The sequence below is a fragment of the Pseudomonas sp. BAV 4579 genome (genome assembly GCF_009765395.1).
In the GTDB taxonomy this organism is placed as follows: Bacteria; Pseudomonadota; Gammaproteobacteria; order Pseudomonadales; family Pseudomonadaceae; genus Chryseomonas; species Chryseomonas aestiva.
Window position 1 is genome coordinate 24,740 of record NZ_WHOV01000055.1, and the last position, 21,071, is coordinate 45,810.

General features: G+C 67.8%; 18 protein-coding genes and 2 pseudogenes. 2 read left to right on the forward strand and 18 right to left on the reverse strand.

Features of this window, described 5'->3' with window-relative positions; genetic code table 11:
• Positions 1-7 precede the first annotated feature (7 nt).
• The 15 genes and pseudogenes from GSQ95_RS12595 to GSQ95_RS12665 form a co-directional block, all read right to left on the reverse strand.
• Positions 8-901, reverse strand: a complete 894-nt coding sequence (locus tag GSQ95_RS12595) for a LysR family transcriptional regulator (RefSeq protein ID WP_158891637.1) — start codon at positions 899-901, stop codon at positions 8-10.
• Positions 902-1,021: 120 nt separating this feature from the next.
• On the reverse strand, positions 1,022-2,056 hold the full coding sequence (locus GSQ95_RS12600) for an acyl-CoA dehydrogenase family protein (protein WP_256664568.1): 1,035 nt from the start codon (positions 2,054-2,056) through the stop codon (positions 1,022-1,024).
• A 148-nt stretch (positions 2,057-2,204) separates the two neighbouring features.
• Positions 2,205-3,529, reverse strand: a pseudogene (locus GSQ95_RS12605) (LLM class flavin-dependent oxidoreductase).
• Positions 3,526-4,473, reverse strand: coding sequence for an ABC transporter substrate-binding protein (locus GSQ95_RS12610; protein ID WP_158896880.1), 948 nt, complete (start codon positions 4,471-4,473; stop codon positions 3,526-3,528). Before GSQ95_RS12610 ends, GSQ95_RS12605 begins: the two are co-directional and overlap by 4 nt.
• A gap of 70 nt (positions 4,474-4,543) precedes the next feature.
• On the reverse strand, positions 4,544-5,632 hold the full coding sequence (locus GSQ95_RS12615; RefSeq protein WP_158896881.1) for an LLM class flavin-dependent oxidoreductase: 1,089 nt from the start codon (positions 5,630-5,632) through the stop codon (positions 4,544-4,546).
• Between the two features lie 647 nt (positions 5,633-6,279).
• A complete protein-coding gene (locus tag GSQ95_RS12620) occupies positions 6,280-7,146 on the reverse strand; it encodes an ABC transporter permease (RefSeq protein WP_158896882.1) in 867 nt (288 codons plus the stop codon).
• 15 nt (positions 7,147-7,161) lie between these two features.
• A complete protein-coding gene (locus GSQ95_RS12625; RefSeq protein WP_158896883.1) occupies positions 7,162-8,043 on the reverse strand; it encodes an ABC transporter ATP-binding protein in 882 nt (293 codons plus the stop codon).
• A gap of 14 nt (positions 8,044-8,057) precedes the next feature.
• A complete protein-coding gene (locus tag GSQ95_RS12630; protein WP_158896884.1) occupies positions 8,058-8,939 on the reverse strand; it encodes a TauD/TfdA family dioxygenase in 882 nt (293 codons plus the stop codon).
• A 26-nt stretch (positions 8,940-8,965) separates the two neighbouring features.
• Positions 8,966-9,973: an ABC transporter substrate-binding protein gene (locus GSQ95_RS12635; RefSeq protein ID WP_158896885.1), complete on the reverse strand. Its 1,008-nt coding sequence runs from the start codon at positions 9,971-9,973 to the stop codon at positions 8,966-8,968.
• Positions 9,974-10,141: 168 nt separating this feature from the next.
• On the reverse strand, positions 10,142-10,825 hold the full coding sequence (locus GSQ95_RS12640) for a TerC family protein (protein ID WP_158896886.1): 684 nt from the start codon (positions 10,823-10,825) through the stop codon (positions 10,142-10,144).
• A 163-nt stretch (positions 10,826-10,988) separates the two neighbouring features.
• A complete protein-coding gene (locus GSQ95_RS12645) occupies positions 10,989-11,726 on the reverse strand; it encodes an ABC transporter substrate-binding protein (protein ID WP_158896887.1) in 738 nt (245 codons plus the stop codon).
• 118 nt (positions 11,727-11,844) lie between these two features.
• Positions 11,845-12,561, reverse strand: coding sequence for an ABC transporter ATP-binding protein (locus GSQ95_RS12650; protein WP_158896888.1), 717 nt, complete (start codon positions 12,559-12,561; stop codon positions 11,845-11,847).
• Positions 12,561-13,367, reverse strand: coding sequence for an ABC transporter permease (locus tag GSQ95_RS12655; protein WP_372240124.1), 807 nt, complete (start codon positions 13,365-13,367; stop codon positions 12,561-12,563). Before GSQ95_RS12655 ends, GSQ95_RS12650 begins: the two co-directional genes overlap by 1 nt.
• A gap of 8 nt (positions 13,368-13,375) precedes the next feature.
• Entirely contained in the window at positions 13,376-14,374 is a 999-nt protein-coding gene (locus tag GSQ95_RS12660; RefSeq protein ID WP_158896890.1) for an aliphatic sulfonate ABC transporter substrate-binding protein, read from the reverse strand.
• 17 nt (positions 14,375-14,391) lie between these two features.
• Positions 14,392-15,385, reverse strand: a pseudogene (locus GSQ95_RS12665) (aliphatic sulfonate ABC transporter substrate-binding protein).
• A gap of 260 nt (positions 15,386-15,645) precedes the next feature.
• Here GSQ95_RS12665 and GSQ95_RS12670 point away from each other — a divergent pair.
• Both GSQ95_RS12670 and GSQ95_RS12675 read left to right on the forward strand, forming a co-directional pair.
• Entirely contained in the window at positions 15,646-17,034 is a 1,389-nt protein-coding gene (locus GSQ95_RS12670) for an LLM class flavin-dependent oxidoreductase (RefSeq protein WP_158896891.1), read from the forward strand.
• On the forward strand, positions 17,031-17,816 hold the full coding sequence (locus GSQ95_RS12675) for a MetQ/NlpA family ABC transporter substrate-binding protein (protein ID WP_158896892.1): 786 nt from the start codon (positions 17,031-17,033) through the stop codon (positions 17,814-17,816). Before GSQ95_RS12670 ends, GSQ95_RS12675 begins: the two co-directional genes overlap by 4 nt.
• A gap of 24 nt (positions 17,817-17,840) precedes the next feature.
• Here GSQ95_RS12675 and GSQ95_RS12680 read toward each other — a convergent pair whose 3' ends face one another.
• The 3 genes from GSQ95_RS12680 to GSQ95_RS12690 all read right to left on the reverse strand — a co-directional run bounded on the left by GSQ95_RS12680 (position 17,841) and on the right by GSQ95_RS12690 (position 21,064).
• Complete coding sequence (locus tag GSQ95_RS12680) at positions 17,841-18,443, reverse strand: trans-aconitate 2-methyltransferase (RefSeq protein ID WP_158896893.1); 603 nt, start codon at positions 18,441-18,443, stop codon at positions 17,841-17,843.
• A gap of 118 nt (positions 18,444-18,561) precedes the next feature.
• On the reverse strand, positions 18,562-19,653 hold the full coding sequence (sfnG, locus tag GSQ95_RS12685; protein WP_158896894.1) for a dimethylsulfone monooxygenase SfnG: 1,092 nt from the start codon (positions 19,651-19,653) through the stop codon (positions 18,562-18,564).
• 226 nt (positions 19,654-19,879) lie between these two features.
• A complete protein-coding gene (locus GSQ95_RS12690; RefSeq protein ID WP_158896895.1) occupies positions 19,880-21,064 on the reverse strand; it encodes a PotD/PotF family extracellular solute-binding protein in 1,185 nt (394 codons plus the stop codon).
• Positions 21,065-21,071: the final 7 nt, after the last annotated feature.

The following is a 21,071-nucleotide window of genomic DNA, read 5'->3' on the forward strand; positions in this document are numbered from 1 at the left end:
TCTGCTGTCAGGAGGCTGCCAACAGCTGACTCGCCTCCCGCCCGAATCCCTCGACTACCTCCTGGAGCGGTCCGAGAAAGCGCGGGTGGATCAGCCACAGCTGGATTTCCGGCTTGAAATCCTTCAGCGGGATCACCGCCAGGCGTTCGCGGTGGGCGCTGCGGGCCAGCAGCGGTGCCGGGACCAGGCCGAGGCCCTGGCCGTCCGCCACCAGGCCGAGCTGGAGTTCGGTGCCATAGGTCTCCAGGTTGATGCGCAGCGCCTGGCCCTGATCGGCCAGGGTGCGTTGCAGGCTGGCGCGAAAGCCACAGCCGTCGGGGTTGAGTACCCAGCCCTGGCCCTGGATATCGGCCAGCCGCTGCGCCCTGGCCGGCGCCTGGTCGCGGGGGCATACGACCTGCAGTGGCATGGTGCCCAGGGCCTGGGCCTCGACGTTGTCGGGGAACACCTTGTTGGCCGGAAACAGCACCAGGGCGCCGTCCAGCTCGCCATGCTCGATACGGCTGACCAGCACGCTGCCCCAGCCCGTCGCCACCTGGGGGCGCAACTCCGGATAGCGGGCGCGGATCTCCCGTACCGCCTCCAGCAACAGCGCATCGCCTAGGGTTTGGGGCACGCCCAGGCGCAATAGTCCGGACGGCGGGGCATCGCCCGCCACCCGCTCGCGCAGGGCGTCCATCTCGCGCAGGATGGCGCGGCAGTGGCCGTAGACCTCCTGACCCAGGCGCGTCGGCTTGAGCGGCTTGGTGTGGCGGTCGAGCAACTCGACACCCAGATCCTGTTCCAGGCTCTGTAGCCGGCGGGTGATGGCTGGCTGGGTAAGTCCCAGGGACAGGGCAGCGGCATTGAGGGAACCGCTGCGGAGCACCGCGACAAAGGCTTCGATATCGTCGGTCTTCATGAGGAGGCGTCTGACTTCCCGTTGCTGGACATGCGCCTCAAGCATAACGCAAGCCCCTCGCCTGTATTGGGTTCAGCGTTGCGCCGGCCAATGGGTGAATCCAGAGCAGGCCGGCTTTAGTCAGGTATAGGCGCGGATATCGGGGTACTGACCACTGACCGCATAGCGCCCGACCTCCAGCACCTTGTAGGCCAGGGGGTCGTGCAAGCTATGGGTGCGCACATCGCGCCAGAAGCGATCCAGACCGAGGCGGTTGTGGGTGGCGCGGGCACCCAGGGCATCGAATACCCGGGTGGTGACGTCCAGGGCGGTGCGGGCGGCCAGCACCTTGGCGCTGGCCACGGCAATGGCCGTCTCGCCGCGTAGCTCGGCGGTGAAGGCGTCATCGGCGGCCAGCAAGGCATCCACCCGCCCCGCCGCCACGTCGGCGAGGGCCACGGCGCCCTGCAGGGCGATCCAGAGTTCGCCCATCTGGCTCAGCACCAGTTGATCCTCGCTGGCGCTGGCGGCGAGGGAATGCACCCAGGGTCGCGCTTCTGCATGCAGATAGCGCCGCGCCTCGCGCAACGCGCCCTGGGCGGCGCCCAGGTAGTACTGGGTGAAGGCCGACTGGTTGACCGGGGTGCGGATCACCGCGGCGAAGTCGTCAGCGTCTTCCAGGTCGCAGATCTGGACCTCCTCGGCGCTGGCCCAGACGTCGTCAAGGGTGAAGCTGCCGCTGTCGCTGCGGGCCACGCCGAAGTGGTCCCAGTCGTCGGCGTAGGCCAGTCCCGGCCGGTCCGCCGGCAGGGTGACCATCAGGCGCGCCCCGCTTTCCCGATCACGGGCACTGATGGTGAGGCGATCGGCAAAGGCGGCGCCGCTGCAGAAGCCCTTGCGCCCGGTCAGACGATAACCGCCGCCAGGGCTCGGCGTGGCGAGGATGTCGTCATCGCGTGGATTGACCACCCCGGCCAGCCACAGCCGTCCCTCGGCGATCTCCGCCAGCAGCCGATCGCGCCGCGGCTGGGGTTCGCGGCGCAGGTTCACGGTATTGAGCAGGTGATAGCCGAAGAGCAGGCCGACCGAGCCGTCGCCGGCGACGATCTCGCGCAGCACCCGCATGGCCAGCGACCAGGGCTGGCCGGCACCCCCGAGCCGCACGGGGATGACCAAGGTTGGTCAGGCCGCTGTCCTTGATTCGTTGCAGCTGGGCGTCGGGACGAAGGCGCTCGCGTTCGTCGGCCACCACCCTCGCGGCGAATTCCGCGCCGATCTCGCGGGCCAGCGTCAGCCAGCCAGCGACATCCTCGATCGTGCTCATCTAGTCCTCCAGGGGGCCGAGGCCCAGGTGATCTCTCAGGGTCGAACCCTGGTACTGGCGCCGGAACAGCCCGCGACGCTGCAGGTGCGGCACCACGCTCTCGCTGAATTCGACGAAGGAACCCGGCAGGTAGCCGGGGGAAATCACAAAGCCGTCGCAGCCGCCGGCCTCGAACCACTCGGCCAGCTGGTCAGCGATCTGGGCAGCGGTACCCACCAGCTGCGGCACCCGGACGCTGGCGGCGTAGCTGCGACCCAGTTCGGCCAGGGTGGTGCGCGGCCCCAGCGCCAGGAGCTTCTCGGCAGCGGCCGGCGGCAGGTCGCCGACCTCGACCACCTCGCCCAGGGCGGTGTCCAGGGTGAAGCGCGACAGGTCGATGTTGAGCTGGGAGCAGAGGGTGATCAGCCCCACCTCCGGTTGCGCCAGGGCGTTGTGTCTTTCCTGCTTGGCGCGCGCCTCGGCTTCGCTGCCGCCGATGAAGGGCATGACCGAGGTGAGGATCTTGCAGCCGTCGGGCGACCCCCCTGCTCCCGCACCTGGCGGCGGACGTCGTCGCGAAAGGCGCGCATGGCGGCCAGATTCGGCTGGATGGTGAAGATGGCCTCGGCCCAGCGCGCGCCAAAGCGCCGGCCGCGGCCGCTGGAACCGGCCTGGATCAGCACCGGGCGCCCCTGGGGACTGCGCGGGATATTGAGCGGGCCTTCCACGCGGAACCAGTCGCCCTGGTGATCGAGGGCGCGCACCTGCGCGGGATCGGCCAGCACGCCGGCGTCCCGATCCAGGCGCAGCGCCGCGGGTCCCCAGCTGCGCCACAGCTTGATGGCCACCTCGACGAATTCGTCGGCGCGGTCGTAGCGCAGATCGTGCTCCAGGTGGCGGTCCTTGCCGAACAAGCGCCCCTCACTGTCGTTCATCGAGGTGACGATGTTCCAGGCCGCCCGCCCCCGGGAAAGGTGATCCAGGGTGGCGAAGGCCCGGGCGATATGGGCGGGTTCATAGTAGGTGGTGGAGCGGTTGCAACCCAGCCCGAGGTGGCGGGTGTGGGCCACCAAATAGGACAACAGCGGCAGCGGATCGAGTCGGGTGGCGTCCTGGGCGCCCAGGCGCAGGGCGGTCTCCCGTGAGCCGCCGAGCTGGTCGCCTACGGCCAGGCGGTCGGCGAAGAACAGGAAGTCGAACAGCCCCTCCTCCAGCGCCTTGGCCGCGCGGACGTAGTAGGCCGGGTCGAGGAAATCACCCTGGGTCTCGGGATGGCGCCAGACGGCGTGGCTATGGACGACGGGACCGGCCAGCAGAAAGCCGGCGAGGTGCAGGTGGCGACTCATCGGCTGGCCTCCCGGGGCGCTTGCAGGTAGCGATTGAAGCTCTGGTCATAGAGCGACTTGACGTCATAGGGCTGCGGCAGCACCCCGGCCTTGACCAGGAAATCGGCGGTCTTCTGGCCATCGCTCAGGGTCTGGGCGCTGATTGGCTCGACCCAAGTGGCATCGCGCCGGAACCAGCGCTCGGCGATGGCTGGATCGGAGTTGTTGCGCCTGGCCCAGGCCTGGGCATAGACGTCGACGTGGTCGCGGGCCCAACTGCGAGCGCGTTGCAGGCGGGCGACGAAATCGCCGATGGCGGCGCGGTTCTCCTCCAGGTGTTGGGTGTTGGCCACCACATAGACCGGGGCCGGCATCAGGTCCTTGGCGGTGACCAGCACCCGTCCGCCCTGGCGTTCCACCATGCTGACATAGGGCTCCCAGGTGGCGGTGGCGTCCAGGGTGCCCTGGCTCAGGGCGGCGACGGCCTCGGTGGGCATCAGGTAGCTGTAGCGCGGGGCGTCGCTGGGCAGTCCGGCCTGTTCCAGCGCCGAATAGACCAGCTGCTGGCTCCAGGAGCCCTTCCAGATGGCCACGCGCTTGCCCGCCAGGTCCGCCACCGTCCTGATCGGCGAATCCTTGCCGACCACGATGGCGGTGCCGTCCGGGCGGTTGCGGGTCACCGCCACCACCTTGACCGGCCCCCCGCGCGCGGCCAGGGCGATCACCGGGGTATCGCCGACGATGCCCAGGTCGATGGAGCCGACATTGAGCGCTTCCACCACCGGCCCCCCGGCGTTGAATCTCTTCCACTGGATCTGGCACGGCAGGTCCTTCAGCTCGCCGGCCTGCTCCAGCAGGGTACTGCTGTAGTAGAACTGGTCACCGATGGTGAGGGTGACCGCCTGGGCCAGGCTGACGGAGGTGCCGGCCAGCAGGCCGGCGGCGAATAGCAATCCCTTGATCACGAAGGCGTCTCCTCGAAGGTATCGGGAGCGCTCCGTGGGTACGGTCGCGCGGTTAGTGGGCCAGCAGGCTTCAGCCGGTGCGACGGGCTCCGGCCAGGCGCGCGGCGACCTTCTCCCGGGTCAGGGGGATCAGCTCGCGGCCATATTCGACGGCGTCGTTGAGCGGATCGAAGCCGCGGATCAGGAAGCTGTCGACGCCCAGGTCGTAATAGTCCAGCAAGGCATCCGCCACCTGCTCGGCGGTGCCCACCAGGGCGGTGGAGTTGTGCCCGCCGCCGACCAGGGCGGCGATGCCGGTCCAGAGCCGGCGATCCACGCGATCGCCCAGGGCCACGGTATCGCGCAGGCGCTGGGCCCCGACCGCTTCCGGCTTGGCCGGATGCACGGCGCCTTCAGCGGCCAGGCGCGCCCTGGCCTGTTGGCGAATGGCCTCGGCCTTGGCCCAGGCTGCGTCCTCGGTATCGCCGAGGATCACCCGGAAGGAGACGTTGAAGCTGGGGGTGCGGCCATGGCGCGCCGCCTCGGCGCGGACCGCAGCGATGGTCTCGCGGGTCTGGGCCAGGGACTCGCCCCAGAGCGCGAAGACATCGGCGTGCTTGCCGGCCACCCGCAGGGCGGCTGGCGAGGAGCCGCCGAAATAGACCGGCAGGCTCGGCTGCTGCAGCGGCTTGATGGCGGAGAAGCCCTTCGCCACCCGGTAGTGCTCGCCCTCGTGGTCGAAGGGCTGAGTGCTGGTCCACTCCTGGCGCACCACGTCGAGGAATTCCTCGGTGCGGGCGTAGCGCTGGTCGTGGTCGAGCCAGTCGCCATCCTTGCGCTGCTCGCCGTCGCTACCGCCGCTGATGATGTGCACCGCCAGGCGGCCGTCGAGCAGATGGTCGAGGGTCGCCGGCTTGCGCGCCGCCAGGGTCGGGGCGACGAAACCGGGCCGATGGGCCAGCAGGAACTTGAGCGTCTGCGTCACCTGCCCGGCCAGGGCGGTGACCAGGAAGCCGTCGGGTTGATCGGACCAGTAGCCCACCAGGATGCGGTCGAAGCCGGCCTGCTCGTGGGCCTGGGCGAAGCGGGTGACATAGCCCTTGTCGAAGATGGGACCGGAGGGGGCGATGATCTCCGAGGTGAGGCGATGGCCGATCATGCCGAGGAACTGAACGCTCATGGTGGTAAATCCCGTGCCGAGTTAAAGGGGACGCCTTTTGGGAAGGGCGTTGGCTGGGGTTCACCTTAGGCAGCCAGGGCATAAGAAGGAAATTCCTTATGCGCATATCCAAATGCGAGATTTATTTATAACGCGCATTTAAAGACATGGGGTACTAGATTTTCTATCACGGTCTTGGCGGTCCGGCACGTGGCCGTTCCTACGAGACTTCAGCATTGTGCTGATCGCGGCCATGGGCCGCTCCTATGGGATATCCGGCTACTGTAGGAGCGGCCCACGGCCGCGATCAGCCGCCGTAGTGTGGAAAACGGCGCAGCCTTTTCCACTGGAAGACTTCGCTGCGAAGGGCGCCCTCACCCCAGCCCTCTCCCAGGGGGAGAGGGGGTGGTCCGAGTAAGGGTTGAGCACCGTAGCGTGGAAAACGGCGCAGCCTTTTCCACTGGAGGACTTCGCTGCGAAGGGCGCCCTCACCCTAGCCATCTCCCAGAGGGAGAGGGGTGGTCCGAGCGAGGGTTGAATGCTGCTGCTCCCGGGGCAAAGTCGGTGGTCTGTTGGGCTTCGACGGTGGAGCCGTCTCAGCCCAACCCACGATGCTATCCCGTAGGTTGGGTTGAGCGCAGCGAAGCCCAACAAAAAGGCGCCAGACCCTACCGCTGCATGCCCCACTTCTTCACCGTCAGCCGTTCCAGGGTGGCGAACACCAGGCCTTCCACCAGCAGGCCGATGATGATCACCGCGGCGAGACCGGCGAAGACGCGGTCGGTGTAGAGCTCGTTGCGATTCTGGAAGATGTACCAGCCCAGACCGCCCTTGCCGCTGGAGGCACCGAATACCAGCTCGGCGGCGATCAGGGTGCGCCAGGCGAAAGCCCAGCCGATCTTCAGGCCCGAGACGATGGCCGGCAGCGCCGCCGGGATGAGGATCAGCCCGACGTACCTCAGCCCCTTGAGGCCGTAGTTGCGCCCCGCCATGCGCAGGGTGTCGGAGACGCCGAGAAAGCCCGAGTAGGTGTTGAGCGCCATGGGCCAGAGCACCGAATGCACCAGCACGAACACCAGGCTGTTCTCGCCCAGGCCGAACCAGAGCAGTGCCAGGGGCAGCAGGGCGATGGCCGGCAGCGGGTTGAACATGGAGGTCAGGGTGCCGAGCAGGTCGCGACCGAACTGGGTGGACACGGCCAGGGCGCTCAACGCCAGGGCCAGGACCACGCCCAGCAGATAGCCCTTGAGCAGGGTGCCGAGGGAAATGGCGACCTTGGCCGGCAATTCGCCGGTCACCAGGCCATCCCAGAAGGCCGCGGCGGTCTGCAGGAAGCTGGGTAGCAGCAGGTCGTTTCCCTGCCAGCGGGCGGCCACTTCCCAGGCCAGCATCAGGATCGCCAGGATCACCAGCTTGCGTAGCCAGGCCTGGCTCCACAGGCGCGTCACCAGGGGCAGCTCCACCGCCAGCGGCAAGTCGTCGAGGGGCGCGAGGTCGCGTTGGTATTCGGCCCGCACCGGGGGCTGTCGAGTCATGGGTCTACCTCGAAACTAGTAGGAAATGCGCCCCTGGACGATGGCCTGCTGCAGGCGCAGGCGCTCGTCGGCGACCTCCGGCGGCAGGGTCTGGACGTCGTCGGGGAACAGCAGGTTGTGGATGCGCAGCGCGGTGCTCTGGAATTCGGCGCCGCCGAAGTCTTCGAGGCCGAACTGGTGGCAGTTGAGTTCCGCGCGCACCCGGCCCGGATGGGGCGACAACAGCAGGATGCGATTGCCCACCACCAGCGCCTCTTCGATGGAGTGGGTGACGAACAGCAGGGTGAAGCGCACCTCGTCCCAGAGCGCCAGCAATTCTTCCTGCATCTTGCGCCGGGTCAGGGCGTCCAGGGCGGCGAAGGGTTCGTCCATCAGCAGGATCTTGGGCTGCATGGCCAGGGCGCGGGCGATGGCCACCCGCTGCTTCATGCCGCCGGAAAGATGATGCGGATAGGCATCGACGAAGCGCGCCAGGCCGACCTTGTCGAGGTAATGCAGCGCCCGCTCGCGCGCCTCGCCACGACTGGCCTGGCGACTGGCGAGCAGCGGGAACATGGTGTTCTCCAGCACCGTCTTCCAGGGCGGCAGCTGGTCGAATTCCTGGAACACCACGATGCGATCCGGTCCAGGGCCCTTGATCGGCTGGCCATCCAGGCGGATCTTGCCGTGCAGCGGCGGCAGAAAACCCGCCACCGACTTGAGCAGACTCGACTTGCCGCAGCCGGACGGGCCGAGCAGCACGAAACGGTCGGCACCATGCACCTCGAAGGACACCTGGTGGGTAGCCCGCACCCGGCGCTCGCGGGTGCGGTAATCGAGGTCGAGATCCTGCACCTGCAGCAACGGCTGGGTCTGTGCCAGGGTCAGGTGCGGACGGGAAGCGAGGGGAGCGTTCATGGTCGTCTCATCCTTTAGAAAGGCGCATCGCCCTGGATGGTCGTGCGATACAGCTTGCGCCGCAGATGATTGGGGCAGCCGGCCGCCAGGTGCAGCAGCGAGCGGTTGTCCCAGAACACCAGGTCGTGGGGTTGCCACTGGTGGCGATAGAGGTGCTCGGGCTTGACGCTGTGGGTATGGAGCTCGGCCAGCAGCTCGCGACTCTCGTCTTCCGGCAGGCCGACGATGTGGGTGGTGAAGCCCTCGCTGACGAACAGCGCCTTGCGGCCGTTTTCCGGATGGGTGCGCACCACCGGATGCACCACCGCCTTGACCTCGGCCAGTTGTGCGGCAGTCAGGGTCGGCCGCCAGTTGCCCTCGAACTTGGGTTTGGCGTAGGTGGCGGTGTAGGAATGCTCGGCCTGCAGACCCTCGACCTGGCGCTTGAGCGCCGCCGGCAGGGTGTCGTAGGCCAGGTGCATGTTGGCGAAGAGGGTATCGCCGCCCACCTCCGGCAACTCCTGAGCATGCAGCATGGAACCCAGGCTCGGCAGCTCCTTGTAGGAGAGATCGGAGTGCCAGAACTTGCCGGCATCGCCCAGGCCGATGGGCTGGCCGTCTTCGACGATGTTGGAGACGATGAGGATCTCTGGGTGGCCGGCCAGGTGGAATTGCTTGAGCACATGGATCTGCAACGCGCCGAAGCGGCGGCTGAAGGCGATCTGCTCCTCAGGGGAGATGCGCTGGTCGCGGAACACCACCACATGGTGGTCCAGGTGGGCGCGATGAACGCGGGCGAAGTCGTCGGCATTGAGCGGCTGGGCCAGATCGATACCGAGGATCTCGGCCCCCAGGTTACCGAAGGGACGGATCTCGAACGTCTGGCCGCCGGCCGGACGGGGGGATGCGAGAGTCATGGGAGTGTTCTCCTTGGTGGTCCAGCTCAGCTGCCGGGACGCTCGTGGGCTGCGGGGAAGAAGTAGTCCTGCCAGGAGGCAGCCTGGTGTTTCAGCACGCCCAGCTCATGCAGCTTCCGGGCGTAGACGAAGGTGCGCTGGGGCTCGACGGTGAAGTCGATCTCCGGGTCTTCGACGATGCGCTGTACCAGGGCCAGCGGCAGCTTGGAATGCTCGACGCGGATATAGGCCTCCGCGGCCGCGGCCTTGTTGGCGCGGATGAAGGCGGCAGCCTCTACCAGGGCGCCGTAGAAGGCGCGATAAGTCTTGGGATTCTCGTCGTGGAATTTCTCGGTGGTGTAGAGCACGTTGAAGGTGCCCGGTCCGCCAAGGACGTCGTAGCTGCTGAGGATGCGGTGGACCCGAGGATTCTCCAGCGCCTGGTACTGGAACGGCGGGCTGGAGAAGTGGGTGGTGATCTCCGAGCCGCCCGCCATCAGGGCGGCGCTGGCATCGGGGTGCGGCAGACTTACGCTGATGGCATCGAATTTCTTGAACTGGGCGTCGCCGAAGACCTTGGCCGTCTCGATCTGCAGGGTGCGCGACTGGGAGCCCACGCCCGCCGCCGGCACGGCGATGCGGTCCTGGTCGGTCAGGTCCCTGATTGACCTGACCTCGGCGCGATTGCTCAACAGGTAGTTGGGCATGGCGCCCAGGGCGGCGATGGCCTTGACGTTCTGCCGGCCGCGGGTGCGATCCCAGACCGTCAGCATCGGCGGTACCCCGGCGGAGACCACGTCCAGCGCGCCGGCCAGCAGCGCCTCGTTCATGGCGGTGGCGCCGGAGATGCTGTTCCAGTCCACCTGGATGTCCAGGCCGGCGGCCTTGCCGTGCTTTTCGATCAATTGCTGATCGCGCACCACGTCGAGGATCAGATAGCCGATGCCGAATTGCTGGGCAATGCTGATCCTGCCCTCGGCAGCGGCACTGCCCGCGAAGCCCAGGACACCCATCATGGCAGCGATAACTGCCAGGCCCTTCCCTACCCTGCTCATCCTTACGCTCCGTGCCGACTGGCCATCCGAAAGCGTTATAGGCTAATGAGCTGTTATAACTTTTGGTAAAGACGGAATTTGACTAACGATATGCAGTGACGATGCAGACGCGGGTTACGCCCTCACTTGGGAGCTGCCGCTCAGCAGCTCCAGAGCAGCTGGCGAAGCTCAGGCGGTGACCGCGCGCCGCGCCAGCAGCTGACCCACCGCCAGCACGAAGGCCGCGCCGATCGCCCCGGCCGCATAGGGCACCCAGTGCACATCGGCAAAGCCCAGCCAGCCCTGCAGCAGTTCGTCGCTGGCGATCAGCTTGCCGGCGATCCAGCCCAGCAGCGCCGCGCCGGCCACCACCAGCCAGCGAAACCTTTCCATGAGTTTCAGGATGAGCTGGCTGCCGAAGATGATGATGGGGATGCTGATAAGCACCCCGGTAATGGCCAGGCCCAGGTGCCCCTGGGCAGCGCCCGCCACGGCGATGACGTTGTCCAAGCTCATCACCACGTCGGCCACCATGATGATCCAGATGGCCTGGCCCAGGGTGGTACCGGCCTTGACGTTGGCCTCGTCCTCTTCGGGGGTCAGCAACTTGATGCCGATCCACAGCAGCAGCACGCCGCCGACCACCTTGAGCAGCGGCCAGCCCAGCACATAGCTGGCGACGAACAGCAACAGGATACGCAGGATCACCGCGCCGGCAACGCCGCCGAGGATGGCCTTGCGCCGTTGCGCCTCCGGCAACCGCCGACAGGCCAGGGCGATCACCACGGCGTTGTCGCCGCCGAGCAGGATATCGATGACGACGATCTGCAGGAGACCGGCGAGAAAGGCAGGATCGGACAGGGTGGCGAGCAAGATCGACCTCGAAGCTAAGGGTGCTGGGACAGGCGTTTGGCAGCAGGGGGCGTCGATGATTTCATCCAGCCCCTGCCGTAGCGCCAAGAATAGCGCCCCAAGCTGTCATCCAGCCGACGAAACGGCGCCGCGGACCGATTCCCTCTGGCGCCGGGCGACCCTTTTAGCCGCCCGTCGAGGGCGCGCCGATCCGCACGTCGCCCTGACCGCTGGCCGCCAGTTCGCGGGCGACCAGGCCGCTGCGCAGTTGCTCATCGAGAAAGTCCTGCACGAAGGCCGCCGCGGCGGCGCGCCCCTTGGGCACAGCCATGGCCTGGCGGATCTCGGTGAAACTGTCGGCCAACACGCGGTAGCCCGGATGAGCCGCGGCATAGGCTTCCAGGGGCTGGCGGACCCCGGCGGCGGCATCCAGGCGCTGCTCGACGAACCAGTCGATGGCCGCTGGCGAGGTGGGCGCTCGCATCAGCTCCGCCTGGGTCAGGGTGCGACTGAGATAGAGGTCATAGGCCGCGCCCTGTCCCACAGCGATGCGGCGCCCGGCCTGGTCCAGCTCGACGACACCCTGGGCCGGATCGTCCGCGCGCAGCAGATAGGTGCCCTCGATGATGACATAGGGTTCGCTGAAGGCGATCTGCGCCGCCCGCACCGGTTCGATGGCGAGAAAGGCCAGGTCCCAGGCGTCTTCCTGCAGCGCGGCAAAGACCTTGCCGGCGGCATCGTGGGTCGTGAACTGCACCGGCACGCCCAGGCGCTCGGCCAGCGCCCGGGCCAGGGCCACCGAGACGCCGGCCGGCTCACCATCGGCGCCGCGTTGCGCCAGCACCGGATTGCCGTAGTTGATCGCGGTGCGCAGAACGCCCTGGGGGGCCAGTTCGGCCAATACCGCTGCGGATGGGCTCATGGAAGCTCCTTGGAGGGGTCGACTGTCGGGGTGCGGCTGGGGCTCGCCGCGGCCATCCGATACTGCCCGCTCGCGGGCGATTGCGCACGCCTTCGTCGACCCTTCCGTGCTCGTTGCCTCACACCCTGAGCCGCTGCAATTCCTCATAGGCCTCGGCGGCCTGGGCCAGCAAGGCGGGGCTGCGCCGCTCACGCGGATGGGGCGCCGCAACGGCGAAGCGGCGCTGCACGCGCGAGGGCGCGCCGCCCAGGACCAGGACGCGGTCGCCCAGGTAGAAGGCCTCGTCCAGATCGTGGGTCACCAGCAGCACGCCGATGTGATACCGGGCCACCAGGCGCAGCACCAGATCCTGCAATTGCCAGCGGGTGAAGGCGTCCACCGCGCTGAAGGGCTCGTCGAGCAACAGCAGCGGTGGGCGACCATAGAGCCCGCGGGCGATGGCGACCCGCTGCGCCATGCCGCCAGAGAGTTGCCTGGGCAGCAAGGCGCCCTGCCCCTCCAGCCCGACGTCACTGAGCAACTGCGCCGTCCAGGCGCGATCGAAGCGCGCGCCGTCGGCGAAACCAACATTGGCGGCCACGTCCAGCCAGGGCATCAGCCGCGGCTCCTGGAACACCACGCCGACGCCCTGGCTGGCCGCGGCCAGGGTCATGTGGCCACTGAAGGCGTCGTCCAGCCCGGCGGCGATACGCAGCAGGGTGCTCTTGCCGCAGCCACTGGCACCCAGCAGGCTGACCACCTCGCCGGCGGCCAGGGTCAGGTCGACGCCTTCCAGCACCCGGCGTCCGGCAAAGGCTTTGCCGATGCGTTCGAGGGACAGCAGGGGTTCGCTCATCACTGGCCACCCTGGTAGGTGTCGCGCCAGGCCAGCGCCCGGCGTTCCAGGCGCAGCAGCAATGCGTCACTGAGCTTGCCGAGCACCGCCAGCACCAGGATGGCAACGATGACCACGTCCGGTCGCGAGGTCTCCCGACCGTCGCTGAGCAGGTAGCCGAGGCCGGCGGTGGCGGCGATCAATTCGGCGGCCACCAGGAACATCCAGCTCATGCTCAGGGCTCCCCGCAGGCCGGTGAACAGACTGGGCAGGGCGGCCGGCAGCAGGATGCGGCGGATCAGCGCCGGGCGCGACAGGCGATAGAGGCGCCCCACTTCCACCAGGCGGCGATCGACGTCGCGAATGCCGCTGACCAGCGCCAGGTACAGTGGAAAGAAGGCACCCAGAGCGATCAGCACGATCTTGGGCGTTTCATCGATGCCCAGCCAGAGCAGCAGCAGGGGCACCCAGGCCAGGCTGGGAATGGCGCGCAGCGCCTGGAACAGCGGATCGAGATAGGCCTCGGCGCGGCGCGACAGCCCGACCCAGGCGCCGATCAGCAGCGCCAGACCCGCGCCCAGGGCGAAGCCACTGGCGACCCGCGCCAGACTGGCCGCCAGGTGCCGCCACAACTCCCCTTCCCCCAGCAGCCATAAGGTCCGCAGCACCTCGCTGGGTGGTGGCATCTGGTAGGCCGGCAGCCAGCCCAGGCGCACCACCGCTTCCAGCACCGCCACCAGCCCCAGGGGCAGCACGGCGCCGCGCCAGCGGCCATCCGCACCGCGGGCGGGTCGGGCGGCCTGGACCAGCGGCGCGGCCTGGGTCAGTTCATCGCTCACGGCGCGGTCACCTTGGCCACGGCGGGTTCGCCCTTGAGCACGGCCTGGGCCAGTTCGGGCTGGACCAGGGAATCGACCGCCGCGACGGCGTCCACGCCAGGGCGTACCAGGCCTTCTTCGGCCAGCAGCGGCGCGGCGTCCTTGAGCGCGGCGATGAATTGCGGCCCCGGCAGCGGCTGGCCGAAATCGGTACGGGCGAGCTGGCGCCGGGCGACTTCCAGCGGCAGGCCGGACGCCTTGGCCAGCAACTCGGCGGTCTCCCGCGGATGGGCCAGGGTCCAGTGGCGGGCGTCTTCATAGGCGCCCAGCACCGCCTTGACCAGCTCCGGCTGGGCCTTGGCGAAGGTCTCGGTAGTGCTCAGCACGCCATAGCTGTTGAAGTCGAGATTGCGATAGAGCAGGCGCGAGCCCGCTTGCAATTCGCTGGCGGCCATGTGCGGATCGAGACCGGCCCAGGCGTCTACCTGGCCGCGCTCCAGGGCGGCGCGACCGTCCGGGTGCTGGAGATGGACGATTTCCACGTCGCCCTTCTGCAGCCTCGCCTCGCGCAGGCTGCGCAGCAGGAACAGATAGGGATCGGTGCCCTTGGTCGCGGCGATCTTCTTGCCCTTGAGATCGGCCAGGGACTTGAGCGGCGAATCCTTGGGTACCACCAGGGCGGTCCATTCCGGGCGACTGGCGAGATAGAGGGTTTCGATCGGGGCGCCATTGGCGCGGCTGAGCAGCGCCGCGAGGCCCGCGGTGGAGGCGAAATCGGTGCTGCCGCTGTTGAGGTATTCCAGCGAGCGATTGCTGCCCTGGCTGAACACCCAGCGCACGGCGATGCCTTGGTCGGCGAGGCGCTTTTCCAGCAGGCCCTGCTCCTTGAGCACCAGGCTGGTGGGGGCATAGTAGGCGTAGTCCAGACGGACTTCCTTGGGCGGTGCGGCCTGCGCCAGCAGCGCGCTGCCGAGCAGGGCCAGGCCGGCGGCCCAGCGTAGCGTGGTCTTGTGCATCTCGAGTTCCTTGTCCGCTAGCGAGAAGGCAGGGGAGCGCTGGGGGTCCAGAGGTCCACGGCGCTGGCGTCCACCGCAGTGGGCAGCAATTTGGCGGCATGGAAGGCATCGGCGATGCGCTGCTGCTCGCCGAGGGCCGCGCGACTGACCGGCTGGACAGCGTAGCTGCGGCGGCTGTTGGCCAGTTCGACGGTGGCCTCGTCCAGGCGGCCCCACTGCGGACCGAGGATGCGTGCCGCCGCGGCGGGATGCTGCTTCACCCACTGGCCGGTGCGCTGCAATTCGGCGAAGACCAGGGCCAACACCTCGGGGTGGGCCTGGGCATAGGGCGTGGCGGCCAGGTAGTGGCGCTGGTAGCTGGCCAGGCCCTCGCCCGAGGCGAGGATGCGAACGTGCTGCTGGCGCTGGGTGCTGGGCGCTGGCGACGAAGGGCTCCCAGGTCACCCAGGCGTCCACCTTGCCGTTCTCCAGGGCGGCGCGACCGTCGGCCGGAGTGAGATAGGCCGGCTGGATGTCGGCGAAGGTCAGACCGGCCTGCTGCAGGGCGGCGATCAGCAGGTAGTGGCTACCGGCGGCCTTGGTCACGGCGATGCGCTTGCCCTTGAGATCGGCAACGCTCTGCAGCGGCGAGCCTTCCGGGACCAGGATGGCCTGGGCCTGGGGCGATGGCGTTTCCCGGGCGAAATAGGTGAGCTTGGCACCCGCCGCCTGGGCGAACACCGGCACGGTGTCGGCGACGTCGGCGGAGAGATCCACGTTGCCCACGTTGAGGGATTCCAGCAGCGGCAGGCCGCTGGAGAACTCATGCCAGCTGACGGTGATGCCCTTGGCTGCCAGATCCCGCTCCAGGGTGCCTTGCTCCTTGAGCAGCACCAGCAGGGTGGAGGATTTCTGGTAGCCGATACGCAGGTTGGTATCGGCCTGGACGGTGCTGGCGAGGCCTAGCAGACCCAGCGCGAGCAGGCCCCGGCGGAGAAGACCTGCGCGGAACGAAAAGCGGATAGCGGCCATGAATTCCTCAGCGGGCGGCGAATGGGTGCCGGCCACGATAAGGAATAAGCAAAGGTCATATTAATACCGATTTGGAATTTGGTTAGAGGCGAACCCCACGCCCGTGAACGTCTTAACGTTATTCCGAAAAGCTATTTATAGCCCTGTATATCTTGAAGCTAACGTATAACCACCGGACCACCGGATCTCTCCTTTCGCCTTGAACCCGAGGATCCCATGGCCGTGCTCCGGACTCTTCTCCCCATGGGGGCGCCCGCCCCATGACTGCTCCCGCCAAGCAGGTGCTGCTCAACGCCTTCAACATGAACACCGTGGGTCACATCAACCACGGCCTCTGGACCCATCCGCGTGACACCTCCAGCCGCTACCACACCCTCGGCTACTGGACCGAACTGGCCCAGCTGCTGGAACGCGGGCTGTTCGACGGGCTGTTCATCGCCGACATCCTCGGCGTTTACGACGTCTATGACGGCAATGTCGACCTGACCCTGCGCGAATCCATCCAGTTGCCGGTCAACGATCCCTTCCTGCTGGTCTCGGCCATGGCCGCCAGCACCCGGCACCTGGGTTTCGGCCTCACCGCCAACCTCACCTACGAGCCGCTCTATCCCTTCGCCCGCCGCCTTTCCACCCTGGATCACCTGAGCGAAGGCCGCGTCGGCTGGAACATCGTCACCGGCTACCTGGACAGCGCCGCCCGCGCCATGGGCCTGGACCGGCAGATCGCCCACGACCGGCGCTACGACCAGGCCGACGAATACCTGGAAGTGCTCTACAAGCTGCTCGAAGGCAGCTGGGCCGACGATGCGGTGGTCCGCGATCGCGTCCAGCGGATCTATGCCCGTCCCGAGCGGGTGCGCAAGGTCGCGCACCATGGCGAATTCTTCGACGTCGAGGGCTATCACCTCTGCGAGCCCTCGCGGCAACGCACCCCGGTGCTGTTCCAGGCCGGCGCCTCGGATCGCGGCCTGGCCTTTGCCGGGCGTCATGCCGAGTGCGTGTTCATCTCCGGGCAGGACCAGGCCGCCACCCGCGCCCAGGTCGAGCGAGTGCGGGGCGCGGCAGTGGCCGCCGGCCGCCGCGCGGATGACGTCAAGCTGTTCATGGGCCTCACGGTGATCGTCGCCCCCACCGCTGCTGAAGCCCGCGACAAGCACGTCGAATACCTGACTTACGCCAGCCCCGAGGCCGGCGTCGCCCACCATTCGGCCTCGGTGGGCATAGACCTCGCCGCATATGGCCTCGACGAACCCATCCGCCCGCAACGGACCGAGGCCATCGAATCGGCGCTCAAGCGCCTGGTGGCCAAGGACGCCGGCTGGACCCGCCGCAAGCTGCTGGAGCAGCACGCCCTCGGTGGCCGCTACACCGCCCTGGTCGGCGATCCCGGGCAGGTGGCCGATGCCCTGCTCGGCTGGATCGACGAAACCGGGCTGGACGGCTTCAACCTGGCGCGTACCGTCACCCCCGAGTGCTACGGCGACTTCATCGACCTGGTGATCCCGGAGCTGCAGAGCCGGGGTCGCTACAAGACCGCCTATGCCGAGGGCAGCTTCAGACACAAGCTGTTCGGCCGCGGCGACCACCTCGACACCCGCCATTTCGGCAGCCGTTTCCGCCAGGACCGACCCCTCAAGGACGCCCCATGACCCGCCTCAAACCCCTGCTCTTCGCCCTCGGCCTCTGCAGCACCGCAGCCCTGGCCGCGCCGCTCAAGATCGGCACCACCGCCGCCTTCGCCCCGCCGCTGGAAGTCGCGGTGCAGGAGGCCAGGGCCGCCGGGGTGGACGTCGAGATCGTCGAATTCAGCGACTGGATCGCCCCCAACACCAGCCTCGCCAACCACGATATCGACGCCAACTACTACCAGCACATCCCCTTCCTGGAGAACGCCAAGCGCACCGCCGGCTATGACCTGGTGGCGGTGGCGCCGGGGATCATCAACAACGTCGGGCTCTATTCGAAGAAGTACCGCACCCTGGCCGAGGTCCCCCAGGGCGCACGGGTGGCCATCGCCAACGATGCCATCAACGGCGGCCGTGGCCTGTTGCTGCTGGAGAAGGCCGGCTTCATCACCTTGAGGCCCGGCGTCGGCTACCACGCCACCCTGGCGGACATCACCGGCAATCCGCGCGACATCCAGATCGTCGAACTGGAGGCCGTGCAGCTGGCCCGCTCGCTGGACGACGTCGACGTGGCCCAGGGTTATCCGCACTACCTGCGCCTGGCCAAGACCATAGATCCCAACCAGGCCCTGCTCTTCGATGGCCTCGACCACCCGGAGTACGTCATCCAGTTCGTCGCCCGCCCGGACAACCGGGACGATCCGCGCCTGGCCAAGCTGATCGATCTCTACCAGCACTCGCCCAAGGTCCGCGCCGCCCTGGACCAGGCCCACGGCAGCCTCTACCAGCCGGGCTGGAAGGAGTGATTCGCGCCTCGTTCTCTTGGAGCGTCAGAGCTTTTCCACGACGAAGGCACAGCGTCCACGGTTGCGGTCGCCGTCGGGCAGGTCCATGAATTCGTCGATGAGGATGCGCACGCCCTGCCCCAAGAGCAGGGCGCGCAGCTCCTCCGGCGGGTGGGAGTCGTAGAAGAACGGCTGGTCGAACATGGTATCGACGAAGGCATCCGCCGCCGAGCCGCCCGCCGTCAGCATCAGTCGTCCCCCTTGCGGGAGCCCGGCGATCACCCGCGCCAGGAGCGTCGCGTGCCAGCGGCGCTCCAGATGGAACAGCGAATCCCACAGCAGCGCACCCTGGTAGCGTTCGGCGCAGGCGTAGGTTTCCAGCCGCGCCTCGATCCAGCGCTGCTTGGGAAATTCCCGCCGCGCATGGGCCAGCATGGCGGCCGCCTGGTCAACCCCCAGCACGCGATGTCCCTGGGCGAGGATGGCGGCGGCCACCGGGGTGCCGGTGCCACAGCCCAGATCGAGCAGGGTGGCGCCGGGTTCGAGCTTTTCCAGGAGCACGTCCAGATAGCGACGCTCGTCGTCCCTGAGGCTGACGCGGGCCTGGCGAAAGGTGTCGGCGATGGCGTTGTAGGAGGTCTTGTTCATGGCATGGGCTCCCTGGTCGTCCCGGGAGCTTAGCCCACCCAGCCGCCGGCTTCCGGCCCTGCCTCTCGCTCTTGGCAGCTTTCCTGGTCTGGCCTGGCCTCGATTCGGCTGGCTCAGCCTAGGCCGCCGCCTGGGCCGCGGCCCGGGCTTCGAGGTCGCGCACCAGCGGCAGCACGCGCTGGCCGAAGTACTCCACCTCCTCCTGGAAGTGCAGGAAGCCGGCCAGCACCAGGTCGACGCCCTCGGCCTTGAGCGCCACGATGCGCTCGGCGACCTGCTCGGGCGTACCGATCAGGTTCGGCTTGAAGCCGTCGTTGTACTGCACCAGATCCTCGAAGCTGGAATTGGCCCAGTTGCCCTTGCCTTCCGGGCTGGCAGCACCAGCCTGGCGCGCCGCATCGCCAAAGGCCTTGACCGCCTCCGGATTGGCCTTGGCCACGATCTCCCGCAACACCTCGCGCGCCTCGGCCTCGGTGTCGCGCGCGATGATGAAGGCATTCACCCCGACCTTGACCTCACGCCCCTCCGCCGCGGCCTTGGCGCGCAGGTCCTGCACCTGGGCGCGAATCTCCTCGCGGGTGCCGCCGTTGGTGAAGTACCAGTCGGAAACCCGTGCCGCCATGTCCCGCGCGGCCCGCGAGCTGCCACCCTGGAAGATCTCCGGGTGCGGCTGCTGCAGCGGCTTGGGTTTCAGGGTGTAGTCGCGGAAGCGATAGAAGTCGCCGGCGAAACTGAAGTTGTCCTGGGTCCAGATGCCCTTGAGGGCGCGGATGAATTCCTCGGAACGCCGATAGCGTTCGTCGTGCTCCAGCCAGGGCTCGCCGATGCCGTGGAATTCACCCTTGAACCAGCCGGACACCAGGTTGATGGCGACCCGGCCGTTGGTGAGCTGGTCGATGGTCGCCAGCTGCTTGGCCGCCAGCGCCGGATTCCAGGGGCCGGGCAGGATGGCGGCGATCACCTTGAGCCGCTCGGTGGCGGCCAGCAGCGCATGGCTAAAGGCCACCGATTCATGCTGGTATTCGGCGCCGTAGCCGGCGGTGAAACGGATCTGCGTCAGGGCGTAGTCGAAGCCGGCCCGCTCGGCGAGCTGGGCCAGGGTGCGGTTGTAGTCGATGCCCCAGTGGGTGCGCTGATCGATGGTGCTGACGACCAGGCCGCCGCTGACGTTGGGGACCCAATAGGCGAATTTGACGGGGTTCTGCGACATGCAAGGGCTCTCCGGGTTGGGCTCGCCACGAGGACGAGCGAAACAGTGACCCTGAGCCTTCAATCAAGAACCGAACCAAGTCAAAAATTCGTTTTACATCAATAACTTGCGATCAAATGTAAGACAATTTCAGGTGTAGCGCCAAGGGCAGCTGTCCAGCTGCTGTCGCCTGGGCAACAGCGCAGCAAGGCGTCTGGCGCGCGGTTCTCGCCTAGAGGATGTCGCCTCAGGCGGCCGTGGTGCGCAGGAATTCGCTCCAGCGCCGCACCAGATAGTTGTGCTCGTCCATCACCGAATTCCATACACCGATATGGCTCATGCGTTCGGCATAGGAACCGCCTTCGCGACGCTGACCCACCTCGATCAGCGGCAGGCCGTCGCTGCCGGCGAGCTCTTCACGGGCCGGCAGGCCGCCGTACCAGAAGTCCCACTCGGCGGCGCTCAGGTGATCCCGCGCCCGCACCGGATTGGCGATATAGAACCCCTGGCGCGCCATCACCGCCCCGGGCCAGCCGGCCAGCCACCAGTTGAGGTAGGCATAGGCGGCATCGCGCACCCGCCCCTCCGCGCAGCGCGACAGCGACAGCCCGCCGAACCAGGCGCGGTAGCCCTCGCGCGGGACCGCCACCCGGTAGTCCACCCCCGCCCGGTGCAGGGCCATGAGCATGGGCGACCAGAGACTCTGGATGTCCACCCCGGCGGCCAGGGTCAGCTCGCCGGCGCTGCGGTCGTCGGACCAGAACGCCGCGAAATGCCGATGGCGCTGGCGCTCCACCAGCAATTCGGCCAGACGGTCGATCTCCTCCAGGCGCAGATTGCCGATGTCGTCGAAACGGGCGAGACCGGCGCCCTGGATCGCCAGGGCGGCGTCCAGGGCGCCGATGGCGGCGTCGCTTTGCAGGGCGCTGTGGCCACACCAGCCTTCGTCGATCAGCCAGGCCCAGCTCTCCTGCTGACCCGCCAAGGCGGCAGGCAGACTTTCCGGACGATAGGCGAAGCTGTCGGCGTTGTGAGTCAGCGGCAGCATGCTGATGCGTTCGCTGGGCTGGCCGCCCAGGCTGCCGTCGTGCTGCACATAGAGGCGGTCGCACGGCCGGCAACCGGGCGCCAGGCGATCGGTGGCATGCAGCCGGCCGCGCTTGGGCAGGTCGTTGATCTCCTCCCAGAGCGCGATGCGGCGGATGTCGATGGGCTGGATCGCCCGCGCCGGCCAGACGAAGTCGACGTTGTGGAACCACTGGTCATAGAGATCGTAGCTGCCCGGCTCCAGCACCGCGATGCGCTGGGCGGTCTGGACGTCATGGATCTGGTAGACCAGGCGGATGCCCAGCTCCGCCTCCGCCCGCTGGCGGATGGGTTCGAGCAGTGTCACCGAGGTGCCCAGCACCCTCAGGGTCAGCGGCGTGCTCATGCGGCCC